Annotated in this window: 13 protein-coding genes, 1 tRNA gene and 1 pseudogene; 8 read left to right on the forward strand and 7 right to left on the reverse strand. The window is 57.9% G+C overall.

The window, feature by feature from the left end:
- The first annotated feature begins 50 nt into the window (after positions 1–50).
- Positions 51–127 (forward strand) — tRNA-Met (locus ACZYTC_RS30170).
- A 522-nt stretch (positions 128–649) separates the two neighbouring features.
- Here ACZYTC_RS30170 and ACZYTC_RS30175 read toward each other — a convergent pair.
- The 3 genes from ACZYTC_RS30175 to ACZYTC_RS30185 all read right to left on the reverse strand — a co-directional run bounded on the left by ACZYTC_RS30175 (position 650) and on the right by ACZYTC_RS30185 (position 3,876).
- Positions 650–1,126, reverse strand: coding sequence for a hypothetical protein (locus ACZYTC_RS30175; RefSeq protein ID WP_488991285.1), 477 nt, complete (start codon positions 1,124–1,126; stop codon positions 650–652).
- Between the two features lie 474 nt (positions 1,127–1,600).
- The gene (locus tag ACZYTC_RS30180) at positions 1,601–2,326 is read right to left on the reverse strand and encodes a hypothetical protein (protein ID WP_488991286.1); all 726 of its coding nucleotides are present in this window, start codon (positions 2,324–2,326) and stop codon (positions 1,601–1,603) included.
- Between the two features lie 186 nt (positions 2,327–2,512).
- Positions 2,513–3,876 (reverse strand): IS3 family transposase gene (locus ACZYTC_RS30185; protein ID WP_488991287.1). Its coding sequence is split into 2 segments (ribosomal slippage): positions 2,513–3,526 and positions 3,529–3,876, totalling 1,362 coding nucleotides; the frame shifts between segments, so codons are not numbered across the junction.
- Between the two features lie 116 nt (positions 3,877–3,992).
- Here ACZYTC_RS30185 and tnpA point away from each other — a divergent pair.
- From tnpA to ACZYTC_RS30205, 4 genes and pseudogenes are all read left to right on the forward strand, one after another.
- A pseudogene (tnpA, locus tag ACZYTC_RS30190) lies at positions 3,993–4,193 on the forward strand (IS66 family insertion sequence element accessory protein TnpA); the annotation flags it as partial.
- 119 nt (positions 4,194–4,312) lie between these two features.
- Entirely contained in the window at positions 4,313–5,716 is a 1,404-nt protein-coding gene (locus tag ACZYTC_RS30195) for a hypothetical protein (protein WP_488991288.1), read from the forward strand.
- Positions 5,713–7,098 carry a Dyp-type peroxidase gene (locus ACZYTC_RS30200; protein ID WP_488991289.1) on the forward strand — a complete coding sequence of 462 codons (1,386 nt, stop codon included), beginning with the start codon at positions 5,713–5,715 and terminating at the stop codon, positions 7,096–7,098. The genes ACZYTC_RS30195 and ACZYTC_RS30200 overlap by 4 nt, the downstream gene beginning before the upstream one ends.
- A gap of 192 nt (positions 7,099–7,290) precedes the next feature.
- On the forward strand, positions 7,291–8,325 hold the full coding sequence (locus tag ACZYTC_RS30205; protein ID WP_488991290.1) for a hypothetical protein: 1,035 nt from the start codon (positions 7,291–7,293) through the stop codon (positions 8,323–8,325).
- A gap of 290 nt (positions 8,326–8,615) precedes the next feature.
- Here ACZYTC_RS30205 and ACZYTC_RS30210 read toward each other — a convergent pair whose 3' ends face one another.
- Positions 8,616–11,159 (reverse strand): hypothetical protein, encoded by a 2,544-nt coding sequence (locus tag ACZYTC_RS30210; protein ID WP_488991291.1) that lies wholly within the window; start codon positions 11,157–11,159, stop codon positions 8,616–8,618.
- 86 nt (positions 11,160–11,245) lie between these two features.
- Positions 11,246–11,410 (reverse strand): conjugal transfer protein TraD, encoded by a 165-nt coding sequence (locus tag ACZYTC_RS30215; RefSeq protein ID WP_488991391.1) that lies wholly within the window; start codon positions 11,408–11,410, stop codon positions 11,246–11,248.
- Between the two features lie 207 nt (positions 11,411–11,617).
- On the opposite strand from ACZYTC_RS30215, the gene ACZYTC_RS30220 reads away from it, so the two are divergent.
- Both ACZYTC_RS30220 and ACZYTC_RS30225 read left to right on the forward strand, forming a co-directional pair.
- Entirely contained in the window at positions 11,618–12,025 is a 408-nt protein-coding gene (locus ACZYTC_RS30220) for a DNA-binding domain-containing protein (RefSeq protein ID WP_488991292.1), read from the forward strand.
- A 325-nt stretch (positions 12,026–12,350) separates the two neighbouring features.
- Positions 12,351–13,532 (forward strand): AlbA family DNA-binding domain-containing protein, encoded by a 1,182-nt coding sequence (locus ACZYTC_RS30225; protein WP_488991293.1) that lies wholly within the window; start codon positions 12,351–12,353, stop codon positions 13,530–13,532.
- A 129-nt stretch (positions 13,533–13,661) separates the two neighbouring features.
- Here ACZYTC_RS30225 and ACZYTC_RS30230 read toward each other — a convergent pair whose 3' ends face one another.
- Together ACZYTC_RS30230 and ACZYTC_RS30235 are read right to left on the reverse strand one after the other, a co-directional pair.
- Positions 13,662–13,889, reverse strand: coding sequence for a conjugal transfer protein TraD (locus ACZYTC_RS30230; RefSeq protein WP_488991294.1), 228 nt, complete (start codon positions 13,887–13,889; stop codon positions 13,662–13,664).
- A 1-nt stretch (position 13,890) separates the two neighbouring features.
- Complete coding sequence (locus ACZYTC_RS30235; protein ID WP_488991392.1) at positions 13,891–14,217, reverse strand: conjugal transfer protein TraD; 327 nt, start codon at positions 14,215–14,217, stop codon at positions 13,891–13,893.
- A 167-nt stretch (positions 14,218–14,384) separates the two neighbouring features.
- On the opposite strand from ACZYTC_RS30235, the gene traA reads away from it, so the two are divergent.
- Positions 14,385–17,447 (forward strand): Ti-type conjugative transfer relaxase TraA, encoded by a 3,063-nt coding sequence (traA, locus tag ACZYTC_RS30240; RefSeq protein WP_488991295.1) that lies wholly within the window; start codon positions 14,385–14,387, stop codon positions 17,445–17,447.
- Positions 17,448–17,530: the final 83 nt, after the last annotated feature.

A 17,530-nucleotide genomic window follows, 5' to 3' on the forward strand; every position in this document is an offset into this window, starting at 1 on the left:
GTTGCCAGGCCTGCAAAGCAAAAATCTCGAATACCATGTAAATTACCTGCCGCGGGGTGGAGCAGCCCGGTAGCTCGTCAGGCTCATAACCTGAAGGCCGCAGGTTCAAATCCTGCCCCCGCAACCAGTTTTATCATAAGTCGCTAACCGTCCTGATCTGAGCATCAGGGCGGTTTTGCGTTTGTATGCGGTGTTGTCACGCTAGCTCCGTCGTTGGGGTGAACTAGTCCCCTGGAAAGTCCTCGCTTTGAGACTGGCCTAGTCAAATACAATCGCTTCTTCTCGCGTGCTCAATTCGTGCGCGAAGCGCGGGTCTGTCGGCTAAGATTCTGCGCATGTTTGGCCGCGCTAGATCCTCCGGAACCGTTGAACCATATTGAACGCATTCAAGTAGGCAGGCCAGATATTCTCCATGGCTGGAAAACGTTTGATTGCACTGGTCACAAGCCGGCACAACCGAAAGATTTTCAGAATAAGGCGGGCCGAGCAAGACTTTGGAAGGCAAATGATCGTGCGTTTCTATGTCGGCGCCACAGTACACACGAGCCAACGTCAATCGGTTGTCGGCAAAGCTTCGAAGTTGCTTGATCGCTGAGGGTCGCCTTTCAATGCGACGTGCTCTTGCATCCAGGCTTATATCGCAGCGCGCTCAATAGCGGTTTTCAAACACAGCGCGAACTTCGTCGCAATCTTCTAGAGCAGTGAGCAAAACGACAATTGCCTCAGCTATTAGCCGCACATTCCGGTCCGCATCAGGTTCGCCTGATTTGCCGCCATGAAACAAGTTGTTTCGTACTCGACGGATCATGACGAACAGGTCCGAAACGCTCCGAACGGGCGGAGCCGGCCGCCAGTCCAATTCCTGCTCAAACACTTGCTTGCTTGGAGGCTTGGAAATTAGTGTGGGCGCTAGATTCTCCGACCGCACTCGTTGCAGAAATGCTTCTTTCAGTCGATCGCCTACGAACTTTTCCCAGTCTGGATTCACTGCGCCCTTTCGATCTACTTCGACATAGCGAGCCGCCTTCAGAGCAAATTCAAATCTGGAGAAAATTCTAAAGAGCGCATCGCCTCCCGGCGGCAGGTTGTTGGCGGCTGTTAAGTCAACAGCGGACGGGCTTCGCATAGGGCTCAATTTTCAGTCCCATTTGTTGGCATCCCCTGGATCGTCCAGCGACGCTCGTCTTTGTCGGATTCGACATCCGGCCAACTAGCAGTCAACCGTCGCAAACGGCTGTCTGATTGTAAACGACAGAAATCTATCGCAATCCCAAGAGTCTCTCGCCCGGAAGGGCAACGTACTGAACCGAAGCGAAACGGCTTCTTCCGCCTTTGCCAGTGCGGCGGCCATCTGCAGTTCTATCAGCCGAGGAGGATGGACGTGCCGCATGTTCCCAGGCGGCGTGTCGTTTCGTGGAGCTTCAGATCCTGCGCTTCGGCCTTCTGGGCAAGAAACACCTCTACATCGACCCGAATAGCTACAGGAATTGCCCTCGCTCGTGGTGTGCACGAGCGAGGGATGCATGGCTAGTTGGAAGATGCGCCCACGCAGCTTTCAGAAGCGGGCTTCGTCCCTTCCAACGGAGCAATCGCGCGTATGTCAGAAGCGAATGCCGAGATTTTTCCGGAAGAAGCTGTTCGGTCCGCCCGACAGGCCGCCGCCGAAGACGCCGCCGTTCGCGTTGATCGCGTCAACACTGATGCCAGTCGTCGCGGCCAGGCCTTTGGCGATCGCGCCGCGTTCCCGTTTCGCGATTTCCAGATTTCTCGAAATCATGCCGACTGGTGCCAAGGTCACCGTCAGCACGCCCCGGAGGGCCTGATTGCCGACATCCATTTTGCAGGACTTGCTGAGTTCGGCGGAGCCCGCCTTCAATTCGCCTTCGCCCTTGGTCCGCTGCTCGATCCGGATTTCCTTCAGTTCCTGCCGGAAGCTGGCCGTCTGGATCTGATCGACTTTCTCCGGACCGATGGCGTCCAGCTGCTTCTTGAACCAATTTTCATAGGCCGCGTCGAGATCAGTGACGCCGCTGTCCTTCAGCGGCGGCGCAAGAGCTTCGTCAAACATGTTGCGAAGCACCGCCTTCTTCGCTTTGAGCCAGGCGTTGCGATACCACTGCGGCACGGCGGCGTTATCCGCGTCGGCAACCGCCGCATCGAACTGGCGCATCAGATTCTCCCGAGCATCCCGGAAGTTGTCGGTCGCCTGGATGCAGGGGTCGAGGGCGTCGAAGACGCCGTTGCTGGCGAAAGCAGGTGTGGTGAAGGCACCAGCGGCGAGGCTGGCGGACAAAGCGCCGGCAAGGAGGATGTGACGGATGGACATGGTGCACCTCGTATTGCGGTCAGCGCCGGCTGGGCACCGCCGCGGGATGATGAGAATGGCTCTGTTTGGCAGATCAGGAAGGACTTCAGGGCCTCGCCCGGAAGTCAGAAGCTGTCCGTCGTCAGAACATTTGGCGCAACTCGCGGCGTAGATTAGCGGAGTTCTGGCCTCGTCTGGGGGTTGATGTTAAGCGGCGAGCTTGCGGTGCTGCAAGCGCCGATATTTGATGGTCTGTCGCTTGATCCTTTCGCGCTGTTGGATGATGGCCGGAGCCCTGCCGAAGTAGGCGTCGGCGGGTGTCACGTTGGCCAGGCTCTCGTGGTAGCGCTGGTGGTTGTAGTGCTCGACGAAGGCCTCGATCTGGGCTTCGAGATCGCCGGGCAGGAAGTAATTCTCCAGCAGGATGCGGTTCTTCAGGGTCTGGTGCCAGCGTTCGATCTTGCCCTGGGTTTGCGGATGACACGTGGCGCCGCGTACATGGCTCATCTTCTGGGCTTCGATGTATTCCGCCAGTTCGCCGGCGATGTAACTCGGGCCGTTATCGCTGAGCAGCCTGGGTTTGTGCAGCACAGTGGCGCTGTCGCAGCCCGAGGCCGCCAGAGCGAGGTCCAGCGTGTCGGTGACATCTTCGGCCCGCATGGTGGTGCACAGCTTCCAGGCGATGATGTAGCGCGAGAAGTCGTCGAGCACGGTCGACAGGTACATCCAGCCCCACCCGATGATCTTGAAGTAGGTAAAATCGGTCTGCCACATCTCGTTCGGTCGGGTGGTCTTCGTGTGGAACTGGTCGGCGGCCTTGATCACCACATAGGCGGGGCTGGTGATCAGGTCATAGGCCTTCAACAGGCGGTAAACCGTGGCTTCCGACACGAAGTAGTGCTTCTCATCGGTGAACCGCACGGCCAGTTCGCGGGGGCTCAGGGCTGTCTCTTCCAACGCCAGTTCGATGATCTGGTCCTGGATATCGGCGCCGATGCGGTTCCACACCCGGCTCGGCGCGGATGGCCGATCTTCCAGCGCCTCTGGCCCGCCTTCGAGGAAGCGATCATACCAGCGGTAGAACGTCCGCCGGGCGATGCCGAGTTGGTCCAGCGTACGCTTGGTGGGCAGGTGCGACTGCTCGACGATCCGGATGATCTCGAGCTTTTCGGATGCGGGATACCTCATTCGTCGTCGCCCCCATCCGCGATCATGCTTTTTTTGAGCAGACGGTTTTCCAGTGTCAGGTCCGCCACGCATTCCTTCAGCGCGCGGGCTTCGCGGCGCAGATCCTGCACCTCGCCGGTGGTCGCAGCCCGGGCGGTGTCACCAGCCAGGCGGCGCTTGCCCGCCTCCATGAACTCCTTCGACCAGGTGTAATAGAGGCTCTGGGCGATGCCTTCCTTGCGGCACAGTTCGGCGATGCTGTCCTCGCCACGCAGGCCTTCCAGCACAATGCGGATCTTGTCCTCGGCCGAGAAATGGCGCCGGGTCTGCCGCCGGATGTCCTTCACCACCTGCTCGGCAGGGGCTTTTACCGGCGATTTTTTCAAGGAGGATCTGGGCTTCATCTTCGTTCCTTCGTCACTGCGACGAAGCCCAGATCCTCCTTAAATCACAACCTCAAATCTGTGCCATGGGTGCTGACGGCGGACATTAGCCTGCTTCCTGACAGAGGAGGCGGGCCATGAAACGATCGAGGTTCACGGATGAACAGATCATCGGCATCCTGAAGGAGCATCAGGCGGGGCTATCTGCGTCTGAGCTATGTCGCAAGCACGGCATCTTGGACGCGACGTTTTACACGTGGCGCAAGAAGTATGGTGGCATGGAGGTGTCGGAGGCCCGGCGGCTGAGGGCACTTGAGGAAGAAAATGCGACGCTGAAGATGACTTCCGACATCCGTTGCTGGTCAATACTCGGAACAGTTCACGAGCAAGTCACGGAGGCTATCGCAGGCTCGACAGTAGAAATAAATTTCAGCGCTTTCGTTCTTTTGGGGGAAATATGTCCGAATGGGTCTTCGGCGCGCCAGCGGGCGTGACAGATTTTCGCGATCCTTTGAGCTGGCATGCAGCGATGCTGAAGGAGACCCAGGGGATTATCCAGATCCTCGTTGGCTCCGCTCTGAATAAGGATCCAAACTCAGTCACTCCGGAGGAGGTTATCGCAAATCGGGATAGCCTTGCCTATGTCGATCCCACAGAGACGGTGCCGCCCGGGAGCGCTGAGACAATCCCGGTCCAGGCTTGGGGGGGCTTTCCCCGTGCGGTCCAACGCAGGGCGCCTTGGAAGGAGTTCCCCCCGACAGAGACTGATGCTGAGGGAAACTATCGAGCGGTGGAGCACCTCGGCGATGAAGACCATCGACCTGGCGTTTTCATTGATCGGCATGACCGCGTTCTCCACCTTCCCGTTCGTGACCGCCAAGATGAATATCTGGAATGGGCGGTGCGTCGCGACCGTGACGGAAAGATCGTGAAACTCTCATTTGTCGCCGAGGGCTACGATTACTATGCTGCCCTGTTCGATGCCGACGAACAGCGCGTTCTCGATTTATACAAAGAGTTCACGGGCCTCGCATCTCTCAAGATCGACGATCTGCGCACGCCAGACGGCGTCTACCGGCGCTATTCTGACGGTAGGTTGGAAACGGTCGCGGAGCCCGGCGGGTTCAACCCGCGGAACCGCTTCAATATAAACCCAGGGATTGTGCATCTTTCGCACCGCGCGAATTCTCTCGGCGCGGAGGTTAATCTCGCAGGCGTATCAGCGATCGCCCGAAAAAATGCGAAAGGCGTAACCCTCGACGGGAAGGACCCCGAGCGGTTGCTGTGCTGCAACGAAGGCGGCAACCCCAACAGAAACAGCGATCCGCTGATTTCGGCGCAGGCGTATGCTCAAGTTCTTGGGAGTTACCGATATACGCTTGCTGACCCTGTTGGCTTGTATATTGCCGGAGTCGAGGAGGCCGGCCTCCTGCTTCCTGACAACGCAACGAAAGTTCCACGTGATTGGTGGAAAGTGAGACGCGGTCAGGACCTCTGGGACAATAGCAAGAGCCGTGTATTGCACCTAGATCTTGAAATCCCGGCAAGTGAGAAGCTCACGATCAGCGATCTCCTCGTCGGTGGAAATCCAGTCGAGTATGCCGGCCAGATTGCAGAACTGCTGTCTGTGCACCTGTTCGTCACCCGTTGGAAGCGTGGCGGTTCCGCAATCGGCCCGATCGTCAACTGTTCTGCGACGTGTTGCCGCAAGCAAGGCGGTCAACAGTTGAAGCTCAGTGATGGGACTTGCGAAGCTGGATTCGACCAGGCCTTTCCTGATCTGCTTTCAAGCAAGATCACAGCAACCGCAGTTTCGGCTGTTCTACCTCACACAGTGACAGCAGCGCCAAAATTGCGATGAGCGACCGAGCCCTGGAACTAGGGGATATTCAAGGAAATGTTCTTGGCGGCTTCAACACCGACGTCCAGGAGTTGATAGCCCTCAAAGTGACCGCCGGCGATTTTGCCGCCGCCGCTTCGTGGGTCGCATCCCTCGCAGATGAGGTAGCAGTCGCATCAGACGTGCAGGCGAAGCGTCCGATGATGAAAGCTGTCCCAAAAGATGCTGGAACATGGCTGTTCGTGGCCATCGGCCAAGCATTCTTGAAAGCCGTCGCGCCTGATGTCCTCATCCGCGACGACGCCTTCAATGGCGGTATGCTCAGACGGGCGCCGTCCATCTTAGGTGACAAGACGGATCCCACATCGTGGAAGGCCGGCAACACGATCAACCCCGTTGACGTCTTCCTCATCGTTGCTGCCAATGACGAAACCGCCGTCACCGTGCGTGCAGACCAACTCGTTGCAGCTGCAGCGGCCGCGAGCCTGTCGTTATCATGGCGCGAGACCGCGAGGCGTTTGATGAACGATACTGAGCATTTTGGGTTCAGGGACGGCGTGTCTCAGCCTTCTGTGCTGGGTTACGATTCGGATGCCGGGCTGGGTCCCGGTTTCTTCATTTTCGGCTATCCAAAGTCCGAGGGCGAAGGTCCCTACACCGCCGCCGTCGACCCACGCGCTGTTACCGACAATGGCTCTCTCTTAGTCTGGCGTCGACTGCGCCAAGATGTTCTAGCCTTCCGGTCTTTTTGCGTGGAAGCCGCTCACGCAGCCGTACAATGGCCCTCGCTCTCCCCAGATCATCTCGCCGCGCTGCTGGTCGGCCGCTGGCCATCGGGCACGCCGATAGCAGTTGGAGTGGCGACTGATCCCAATACATCACCTCACGAGAACGGCTTCGATTTCGCGAACGATCCCGATGCGCTCTCATGTCCTTTCGGAGCACATATCCGAAAAGTGAACCCGCGCGCGGGGCCAAAGGACGTTGTCGAGATTCCGCGGATGATCCGAAGAGGAATTCCTTTCGGCAAGCGCTATGATGAAGCGCCTGAAGAGATTGATCGAGGACTCAACTTCATCGCCTTTCAGTCTTCCATCAAGAATCAATTCGAGTTTCTAACCCAGCATTGGATGAACAGTGCGCTCAATCCAGCGCGTGGTGACGATCTGCTTGTTGGCAGGGGGGACGTCCACCGGAGTATGACGATCGCCGGCCCGAATGGTTCGGTAGCTATTGCTGCGCCGGCGCGATCATGGATTACGCCTACAGGCGGCGCCTATCTCTTTGCCCCTAGCCGATCGGGGCTAAGGAAACTCGCTGGGCCACCCGCCTCGCTTGGGTTGTGGAAGGCCAAGCAACTTTTCCTCGCCGTAACGGATAACATCAAATCCGCCTTCGAATAGGTGCCTCGACGAATTAGGATACCTGCCCTTCAGTGCCTTGGGTGGTGCGCTGCTCTTCCAACTGCCCCTCAAAGCTCGCTTCACAGAAACTCCCGCTTATAGAATGTGCGATAGTGCAACGACTTGAGCTATGCTGTGAAGGTAAAAAGCAATTTGCGGGTCTTTAAACTGCAGACGAAATAAGGTGACGAAATGGCTGGGAAAGCACTCCTCTCTCTTTCAATTGATCTTTGTGGCTCAACAGAAATTAAAGAAGCTATTATATCATTGAGCAAAGGCCAAAGCGATTACCGCGAAAATCTATATAAAGATTATCTGCGTTTACTATTTTCTGTTGAAAGAACATTTTACAATCTGCTCTCTAATGATGACCGCATCCGTTTGGATAGACTCTTTCTTGTAAAAACGATCGGTGACGAATTCTGGTACGTATATGAAGTCGATGAGGCGGACGATAAGGCTCTCAAGCAAGCAGCGACGGCGCTGATGGACGCTGTCGCAGCATCATTCTCCAAGTCGCGCGATATTAATTTATTCTCAAGGCCTGTCGCGGACTTCGAGGAAGAGGATGATATGAAAGATGTAAAAAATGCTCATTTTGATCCGCCACTGAAAGGAGTCCTTGATCTTCTCACTGATGTTACCGAGCTCAATGTCGCTCGCTTCAACTATCTTCATGAGCAAATGCTGTCCATCGCACAAGCGCGAACTCCGTCGATCGAAGCTCGAAATGAACTCTCAGCTACTTTCTATAACAACTTAAATCTCGCCAGCACATCTTTAGAGCCTAGCAAAACAAAGGCAATTACTGCTATAAGAACAGACTATATCGGCTTGGATGTAGACCGATTCTTTAGGATATCGAAATTCTGTCGTCCAAACATATTGTCAATTGGACAAGCGCTCATGGAGCGCCTCGATGTCACGATTGACGACATTCCTACTTATGAACACGTTCCAATAAAGGTTTGGAATCAGCAGGTGCCGACGGTTGCAGGGACGAAATTGTCTCAGCGTAATGCTATCGTCGAGTTAGTTCGGGCGGACCAGCTCAAGGGGATCGGCTCTGAATACAAAATCTACCACCTATTCGGGCTCGCAAGCCTAAATCAAAGCACATTTATATCGGCCGCCGGCCAGCGTGACTTAATGAAGCCGACGCGAGCCTTTCTGGCGGAAAATGGTTTCTTCGGAATCGAACGCTGTAATCTTGTGGGTGCAGCCTAAAGTCCTTGCGTCAAAATTGCGATCGATCACCGCTCAAAGTAGATAAACTTTTAACGGCGAAACAATGACTTAGTGGTGCCCGTCATCATCCTAGCCGGGACCGCACTGCAAGATACAATATGGTTTAGTTATGAGTGTCGTCCCAGACAGGATTCGAACTTGTAATCCGGGCTACGGCAATGATGGCAGAGGTCCGCTGGAGGCCGAGTTTTCGGTATTGGAGGCGAGATCAATGGACATCCTTGGCCCGCCTGGCACGTCCAGCGCTATTATCCAAACAGAACCTTCTTTCACGCCGCTTCCCAGACTTGATTGAGAATCCTCGCAGCGAGCGCTGCCTTATCTTGTGGCAGAAAGCGCCCATAGTGCTGCGTGACCATCTCCGGCGTGTCCTGAATGGCATAGCTCGCCTGCTCATATGAACCAGTTTGCTTCAGAATATGAGTTGCAAGGACGTCGCGGACATTGTGCGGCCCGTGTGGGAGCAAGCCTTTGATCGCACCGCGGCCCGTGTATGGATTGTACACGCCATACCGTTGGATCGTTAGCCGCCAGGCCTCATAGAAGGTATTCTGGTCATAGGCAGGATCCTTGCTCGTCGTTTTCACGGTCTTGACGAAAAATGTCCCGGGATCTTGGGTGCCGGCGAGCAAGACAGCGCGATGGCGGTTCACGTAGGCTTCCAGGTGATCGTAGAGATCTCTGAGGTTCGGCAGGACTAAGCGGAACGGCTTGCTCCCGAAATACGATGAGTTCGCATTCTTGAAGGCGACCGATGGGATGAGGACTTCCCAACCGTTGCCGCGCTCGCTCCAGCGGATCTCGCCGCGCTTCAGGTCTTCGAGCTGCCGCTCCGTGCGCGGAAACTGTCCGCGTGGACAGATCATCAATTGGCGCAGGTTCTTCTGCCGCAATCCGAGATGCAGGCCGAGCCTCAACATCAGAAAGGAGCGAACGGCCTCGGCCGCCGCGCGCGGATAGCGTCGCTCGTCTGGCATCCTCTGCAGGATCTCGTCAGTGATCTTGCGATATTCCCCAACAGGGCTCGGCGCTTCCAGGATGGGCATAATGGGTTCGAACGGGTCGCGATGAACACGTGCAATTCGCTGGATCTCCTTGGCGCGGCCTGTCGCGTGTTTGAAGAATGTGTCGCAGGCGCCATCCCAATCCGCTTTGGCGCGTTCGATTTCCTGTTGCGATACGAGGCCAGGGATCGGCTGAACCCGCTGCACAAGTTGCGCATGTTGCCGAAGCCAGCCGGTTTCCTGACGTGTCAGGGCGAGGGCGATGCGCAACATGTCGACCTCCCAGGCCGTGTAGAAACCACGCCGACGTTCGCGCCATTGGACGTACCAATCCCAAACGGCTGGAAAAGCGAGAAGGCCGAGTGTGAGATGCTGAAGTGGCACGCCATAGCCTTTGACAATGCCCTTGGGCGAAGCAGCGAGGGCGCCCAGCATCAGGCCGAGGTGCTCGATCTTCTGGGAGGTGGTTTCTTCACCCCACACGCCGTTGCGCTGGAGGCCGAAGGCGGTCAGCGTCGAGGTCTTGAAGCGCACCAGTTGCGCCATCTCCATGGCAAGGCGCGGCGGTGCGTCAATGACGCCCGAAAGGAGATCTGGATCGGTGTCCGGCGGCCTATTTTCGATACCCTCGCTGTGATCGAAAGATTCCGAAGGTTCCGAACGACCATAGGCAATGCCGGGAAAGCGGATGGCATATCGTTGTTTCATCGCAGCAGCCTGGAACCGGCGATAATCCGTCGAGCCGCTAATGATTACCCGTCGGACCCATTCCAGAATCTTCTCTCGCTCCGAGAGCGGCAGGGTGTTGAAATTATCTGGCAGATGCCAGGCCAGCCTGCGTCGTTCGGCGGGGCTGACATTGTGGAGATTGAAACCGGAGGCCGCACGAGCCTGGTTTGGGATCTTCGCCTGAAAATATCCTTCGGGCAGCCGATAGCGGCGCTCGATGCGGCCAAGGATTTCGAGACTTTCCACACTACGTGGTGCCTTCGTTCCTTGCACCCAGCTCAGCAGTGTCTTGTTGTCGAAGGTCTCATCGGCCCTGACAACGGCCCGATAAAGCTGCCAATAGCTTTCGCCATGGCGCTGCAGGTGAAGGGCCAAAGCCGCATCGAAGTCAACAGGATCCTCCCAATCGTCCGTGAGTGCGCGCGGGAATTCCTCGATCGGCTTTAGTTTCGGGCCTGACTTCTTTCTTCTATGAGCAGCAATGGCCGGAACGATTGGTTTGCGAGACGAAGTTGGCACATCGGCAGGTTTCGTCGCAGCACTCGGTGACGTCGCCGGCTCTTGGGCGACCAAAGGAACCTTACGCGGTCTTCCACGCTGTCGTTTCGGCTGCGACAGTTTTGATTGGGATTCTGTGGCATCCTCGATCGCAATGGCCCGTCTGCGTGATGATGGTGCGGAGAGGGAAGGTGCCGGCGGCTCCGCTGTCTGGAATGCCGATTCCGCAGAAGCCTTTTGAGGGCTCCCGCGAAGCCTTTTGGATTTCGACGGTTCGGTTGCAGATTGGACTGTTTCCTTGGTGGACGTCACGCGCAGAGCCCTTGCAATGGCGTCAAGCACTGGACGGACCGCATCTCTGTTCCTGACCAATTGCTCTCTTTGGACGGTGCTGCGCTCTGCAATCCTGCCCCAGTCGTATGTCCTGCCTCGCAGCGGCAGAAATGACCGGCGAGCGATCAGGCTCAGAAGGAAGGCCTCAAGCTTTCTGAGATCCTGCGGATGAAAATGAATAGCGAGCTTCAGCTCGCAAAAACGCACGACCCTTTGGGAAAGGGCATCGGGATTCCAATCTTGTAACATATGAACTTGGCTTCAAAATGGTGGCCGGACATTGCTCGATCGTCCGGGAAAATGAACGGGCAGCGCACGTACACGATTCTGGTGCCTCAATCATTTTCAAACGCCTGGTTTCCCTTAGCGACCCACAGCGCTCGTGCCTGTTCACTCTGATTGCTTTTGAGTTTGTCGGCCGCCCAGAGCAGTGCACCGTAGACCATGGCGCGATCATCGCCGGCCAGGTCCACGAGCCCGGGTCCAGCATCGACGACCAGTCAGCCCATGCATACAATTCGGCGTCGAAAATAAGCTTCACGAGGCGCGAGCCGGCTTCTTATCTCATCAAGGCGATTGCTTCGATCGTCAATAGCCATTTGAATAGCTGCCTCAGTGAATTCATGCCGTGGGCTCACTAACCTCAGGCTGCAAGGCACAAAGCAGTCTGACAATACCGCTTGGTTTGAAGAAGTTGGGGATAATATATGAGCCGAACTAAAACAGAAGGAAAGTACACAGCCATTGAACGCGTAAATATTCTGACATCTTCCGGCTCACGCCAGTCGGCGGTTGAGACGGTTGCTCGCGAGATGGGCGTAAGCCACTCGACTGTCTATAACTGGTTGAGAAGGTGGAGGAGCGCCAAACCCGGTGAACAGCTCGCAGCTTTGGCAGCCCAAAATGTAGGTCGCACTGCTATCGCAAAATGTGACCCGCGAGCTTGGGAATTTCTTGTCGCCAGCTCCCGGCAAGGTCATCGCCCCACCTTTGCCTCCGTCCATCGGCAAATGAAAGAAGAAGCCGCAAAACAGGGTTGGGATCCTATTCCGTCAGCGAAAACTCTGCAGCGGCGTCTCAAGCGTACAATTGGTAGCGTCGATCCGAACTCGTGACAAACAATGACAGCCCGGATGCTGCTGCCCTTCAGCCGCTCAGAAATCTCGCGCTCCAATTGATTCAGTTCGGGGAGCAGGCAGAGGTGACGACGTGACGAAAAGGCCCTGTAGCGGTATGTGAGGGATTCAAACTGAACATGAGGTTATGTCTCAGCGCTCGTTGGTCAGAGCTGCACCAGGCGTCTAAGGACGCAAATCATAGCAATTTCGTACAACGGGGCTCTAGAAGAGGCATAGAGGATTAGGACTCAGAGCGAGCCGCAGTTGCTATTGTGAGGCCTCGATTGCCTGATGCTGGACATGAAATTTCGAGAGCGATTTGATGCTTGCAAAAGAATTTGATGACATATCTTTGACTGATCTTCGAGCTCTGGTTGACGAGGGTATCCCAGAAGGACGGCAACTCGAATTCAAGCGCGATCACTACGGCCGCAAAGAGGAGGACAAGCGCGAGTTTGCCGCGGATATTTCGGCCATGGCCAACACATATGGCGGGTATCTCATCATCGGGATTGATGAAAAGAATGGAATCGCGTCTGACCTATGTGGTGTCAATTCATCCGATCCGGATGGGCTTGTTCGCGCGGCTTCCGAATCTATTCGCACGTCGTTCGAGCCACCGCTCCTTGAGTTCAGGATCAAATGGCTCGCTATTGAGGCCGAACGTGGCGTTTTGATTATCAAGATTGCTCGGAGTTGGAGCGCGCCGCATCGTGTAGTCGTCGCCAAGGATTATCGCTTTTTCATCCGGGACGAGAATGGGAAGCATCCGATGTCAGTAAATGAATTGCGCCGAGCTTTTCTTTTTGCTTCCGAGGTCGAGGAACGGATCAGGTATTTTCGAATTGAGCGCTTGGCTATCCTATCGAATAATGAAGGCCCTCTAGCTGTCGGCAAGGACGGTGATACGCGCCTGATCATGCATGTCGTGCCGCGGGCTGCGTTCACCGACAACATTCAACTCTCGTTCGATCCGCATGGTGGAGCAAGCTGGCCCTGTCCTCTCGGGGCAAGTGGTGGAAATCAGATGTATTCGCTCGACGGCTTGGTGCGCTATTCGAGACCTGACGAGAGGTTTGCATCGGTTCGCGCATTTTCGACATTATTCCGCAACGGAATCGCGGAAGCCGTCGCAGAGGTCCATGTTGGTGCAAGGGACGATCGACCGAGGATCGCCCTGACTGGTGTCGAGCAGGAAATAATCTCCGGCGTTAGTCGGGTGCTCGCTGAGTATCATAGACGTGCGATACCAGCTCCTTATGCAGTATTGATAAGCCTCATTGGCATACGTGGTGTTGCGGCACACCTTAATGAAGAGCGCGGTGGCATTGCCTATCCATGTCGCTCCGATCGGATCACGTTGCCTGAACTTACCCTCGATGCTGCTGAGGCCGCTAACGGGCCAGAGATCGCATTGCGACCGCTGTTTGACCTCCTGTGGAATGCGTTTGGCCAATTCGGCTCCCCAAACTTTGATCGGTCGGGGCGCTATCTGTCACGCTGAACGAGCGATTTGCCATTATCTCAACGCACCTCACAGCGAAATCACCCACCGAAGTTTGCACTCGATTTCTTCAGCAAGAGCCGGCCCAGTTCGCCGGCACGCACCTCTCTGGGCTGGCGTTGCTTATTTTCAATCATTTTCAAAGGCCTGCTTTCCTTTTGTGGTCCATAGCGCTCGCGCCTGTTCGCCCTGTTCGCCCTGTTCGCTCTTGAGCTTGTCGGCCATCCAGAGCAGAGCACCGTAGATCATGGCGCGATCGTCATTGGTCAGGTCGATGAGCCCGGCTTTGACGACGAGACCGCCGAGTTCGATCAGATGCCGCGTACGCTTGCGGCGCTCGACCTGCCACGTCCGCATGTCATGCCGCGCCCGCGCCGCCTGATGTCGGTTGCGGTCGATCTGGTTGCGTCGGAGTGCTGTTCGTATCGCGATCAGCCGCCGGCACAGATCGCCGTGCTCGCCCCTGGAAAAACATGGCGCCGCGCCTCGCGCACACCTCTCTCCTGCTGGCGTCTTTCGTCTCGGTCAGAAGGAGCAACGCGCCGGCGAGTTCTTCGGCGCTGAGCGCGTCTGCGCCGGTGGCAATCACCAGCTCACCGAGCTGCTGCACTTTGCGGGTCTTGAGCTCGCGTGCCTTGTCTTCGAGGGCTTTCAGTTCGGCATCGAAGTTTCGCGGTTTGCGCATCATGTCCTCCAAAGTGTTGATGGAGCGATGATAGTCGAGCCCCTGACCAAAGGCTGCAGGGTTGCCGAGACTGGCTGGGACCGGCTAGTCGCTCCCGAGATTTTTTCGAGGGAGGGCGCGCTTATACGTCGTTCCGACGTCAGCTCGACTGTGCCACATTCTGATCGGTGGCGATCTATCATCTGCACGTCAAGGTCATCGGCCGCAAGGCCGGCTCCAGCGCGGTGGCTTCCGCCGCCTACCGCTCGGCCTCGCGCTTGCGCGACGAGCGCCTCGACCGCAGCCATGACTTCTCGGCCAAACGGGGCGTCGTGCATTCCGAGGTCATGCTGCCGGACAATGCCCCCGAGGTCTGGAGCGGTCGCGAGCGGCTGTGGAACGATGTCGAGGCGTTCGAGATCCGCAAGGATGCCCAACTGGCCCGCGAGGTCGAGTTTGCCCTGCCGCGCGAGTTGAGCCAGACGCAAGGCATCGAGCTTGCCCGCGACTTCGCCCAGGCCGAGTTCGTCGACATGGGCATGATCGCCGATCTCAATGTGCATTGGGATGTGGGCGAGGACGGCATGCCCAAGCCCCATGCCCATGTCATGCTGACCATGCGCTCAGTGGAAGTGAACGGAGACGAGGCCAGCTTCGGCCCGAAGGTGCGGGACTGGAACCGCACCGAAATGGTCGAGCACTGGCGCGAGCGCTGGGCCGAGTTTGCCAACGAGCGCCTGGCCGAACTCGACATCGACGCCCGTATCGATCATCGCAGTCTGGAAGACCAGGGCATCGCCTTGGAGCCGCAAAGCCAGATCGGTGCCCCGGCGCAACGCATCGAGCGCGAGGGCAGCCAGGATCTGGGCGTCGAGGGTCAAGGCATTGACGGCGTCGGGATCGAAGCTGATCGCGCCGAGATGCACCGCGAGACTGCGCGCGGCAATGGCGAGCGGATCATCGCCGATCCGTCTGTGGCGCTGAATGCGATCACCCATCAGCAATCGACCTTCACGCAGCGCGACATGGCGATGTTCGCCCATCGTCACAGCGACGGCCTCGACCAGTTCAATGAGGTGATGGGGGCGATGCGCGGCTCGCCCGATCTCATCGAACTCGGCCAGGACGGACAAGACGAGGACCGCTTCACCACTCGCTCGATGATCGAAGCCGAACAGCGCCTGCACCGTGCTGCCGAACTGATGGTGGAACGGGAGCGCCATGCGGTCGATGACGCGGATCGTGAGGCGGCACTGGCACGCGCAGCAGAACGTGGTCTCGTTCTGTCGAGCGAGCAGGCCGACGCACTGGCGCATATCACCGATGGGCGTGATCTCGGCATCGTGGTCGGCTATGCCGGCACCGGCAAGAGCGCAATGTTGGGCGTGGCGCGGCAGGCTTGGGCCGCAGCGGGCTATGAAGTCCGCGGCGTTGCCTTGTCCGGCATCGCGGCGGAAAATCTCGAAAGCGGATCGGGCATTGCCTCCCGCACCATCGCCAGCCTGGAACATGGTTGGGGGCAGGGCAGGGATCTGCTCACCTCCCGCGATGTTCTGGTGGTCGACGAAGCGGGTATGGTGGGTACGCGGCAGCTGGAACGGGTGCTCTCGCATGCAGCCGACGCCGGCGCGAAAGTCGTACTGGTCGGTGATCCGCAGCAACTGCAGGCGATCGAGGCGGGCGCGGCCTTCCGCTCGCTCCATGATCGTCATGGTGGCGCCGAGATCGGCGAGGTGCGCCGCCAGCGCGAAGACTGGCAGAGGGATGCCACGAGGGATCTGGCCACCGGCTGGGCCGGTGGAGCCATCCACGCCTATAGCGCCCATGATAGGGTGCATGCAGCCCCGACACGGGAGCAGGCCCGCGAGGATCTGATCGAGCGCTGGGATCGCGATCGGCGGGCCTCATCCGATGCCAGTCGGATCATTCTCACCCACACCAATGCCGAGGTGCGATCCCTCAACGAAGCGGCCCGCGACCGCATGCATGCCGCCGGCGATCTCGGCGCTGATGTGCACGTGACGGTCGAGCGCGGCGAGCGCAGCTTTGCCAGTGGGGACCGCGTGATGTTCCTGCGCAATGAACGCAGCCTCGGCGTGAAGAACGGCACGCTCGGTACGATCCAGGAAGTCAGCCCGCAATCGATGATCGTGCGCACCGACGATGGCCGATCCGTCGCCTTCGATCTCAAGGACTATGATCGTATCGACCATGGCTATGCCGCCACCATCCACAAGGCCCAGGGCATGACGGTGGACCATACCCATGTGCTGGCAACACCAGGCCTGGATGCCCATGGCAGTTATGTCGCCCTGTCGCGCCACCGTGACGGTATGGAACTGCATTATGGCCGCGACGATTTTGCCGATCGGGACCGATTAGTCCGAACCCTGTCGCGCGATCGATCCAAGGACATGGCGTCCGATTACGAACAACGCGATCCGGCCCAGCACTATGCCGAGCGGCGCGGCATCAGCTTCCGCGAGCGCGTCGCCGAAATCGTACGCAAGGTGATGCCGGAGAAACTGCGCGATCGGATCGACCAGTTGCTCGATGGGTTCCGCTCGTCCCCGGACGGCCCGCCCAGCAGAGAAGCAGGGCAAGGGCCGGAACGGGAAGCAGGAAGAGCCAGGACGAAGGTACAGCACGAACCCACGGTACCCGAAAAGGAAGCTGCCGAAGATCCCGAGGAGGCACTGCGCAAAGTCCGCACGAGGGCGCTGGTGCGCCATGCTCGTGCGGTGAATGCCATCTTCGCCGAGCAGCAAATCGGCGACAGGGCCAGCCCAGAGCAGTGGCGCGAGCTGAAGGATGCACGCGATGTCTTCGAGAACGTACGGCCTTTTGGCTGGCGCGATGCCGAGGCGGCCTATCTCAAGGATACCAGCCTTGCCCGCGAGGCGGCCGGCGGCCGGCTCGGCCGCGCCATTCGGGCCCTCCAACTCGAGACCGAGATCCGCACCGATCCGCAGCGGGTCGCTGACCGCTTCGTCGAGCGCTGGCAGAAGCTTCAGCGGGCGAGCCAGCTCCAGTACCAGGCCGGCGACTTCTCCCATTACAACGCCACACGCTCAGCCATGGGCGACATGGCCAGGAGCCTGGAGCGCGATCCGCAATTGGAGTCTCTTCTCGCCAATCGCAAGCGGGAACTCGGCATCGATGTCGGGTTCGACTCAGGCCGCCGCCTCGGTGTGGAACTCGCCTTCAGTCACGGCCTCGGCAGGGGCCGGGGACTGGATATCGGAATGTGACCCATCCGCTATGCCGCCGTCTCCTCGTCACGGCACGACGAAGCGGAAAACGCTCTTGCGCACCCGTGACCACCTGTCCTGTG

The organism is Labrys sp. F242, from assembly GCF_057813875.1.

Bases quoted from the DNA above. Each gene is read 5' to 3' on its own strand.
- ACZYTC_RS30230 (WP_488991294.1), bottom strand. From the start codon at position 13,889: ATGCGGACGTGGCAGGTCGAGCGCCGCAAGCGTACGCGGCATCTGATC.
- ACZYTC_RS30220 (WP_488991292.1), top strand. From the start codon at position 11,618: ATGAGCCGAACTAAAACAGAAGGAAAGTACACAGCCATTGAACGCGTA.
- ACZYTC_RS30175 (WP_488991285.1), bottom strand. From the start codon at position 1,126: ATGCGAAGCCCGTCCGCTGTTGACTTAACAGCCGCCAACAACCTGCCG.
- ACZYTC_RS30180 (WP_488991286.1), bottom strand. From the start codon at position 2,326: ATGTCCATCCGTCACATCCTCCTTGCCGGCGCTTTGTCCGCCAGCCTC.
- ACZYTC_RS30200 (WP_488991289.1), top strand. From the start codon at position 5,713: ATGAGCGACCGAGCCCTGGAACTAGGGGATATTCAAGGAAATGTTCTT.
- ACZYTC_RS30235 (WP_488991392.1), bottom strand. From the start codon at position 14,217: ATGCGCAAACCGCGAAACTTCGATGCCGAACTGAAAGCCCTCGAAGAC.
- ACZYTC_RS30205 (WP_488991290.1), top strand. From the start codon at position 7,291: ATGGCTGGGAAAGCACTCCTCTCTCTTTCAATTGATCTTTGTGGCTCA.
- ACZYTC_RS30225 (WP_488991293.1), top strand. From the start codon at position 12,351: ATGCTTGCAAAAGAATTTGATGACATATCTTTGACTGATCTTCGAGCT.
- ACZYTC_RS30195 (WP_488991288.1), top strand. From the start codon at position 4,313: ATGTCCGAATGGGTCTTCGGCGCGCCAGCGGGCGTGACAGATTTTCGC.
- ACZYTC_RS30210 (WP_488991291.1), bottom strand. From the start codon at position 11,159: ATGTTACAAGATTGGAATCCCGATGCCCTTTCCCAAAGGGTCGTGCGT.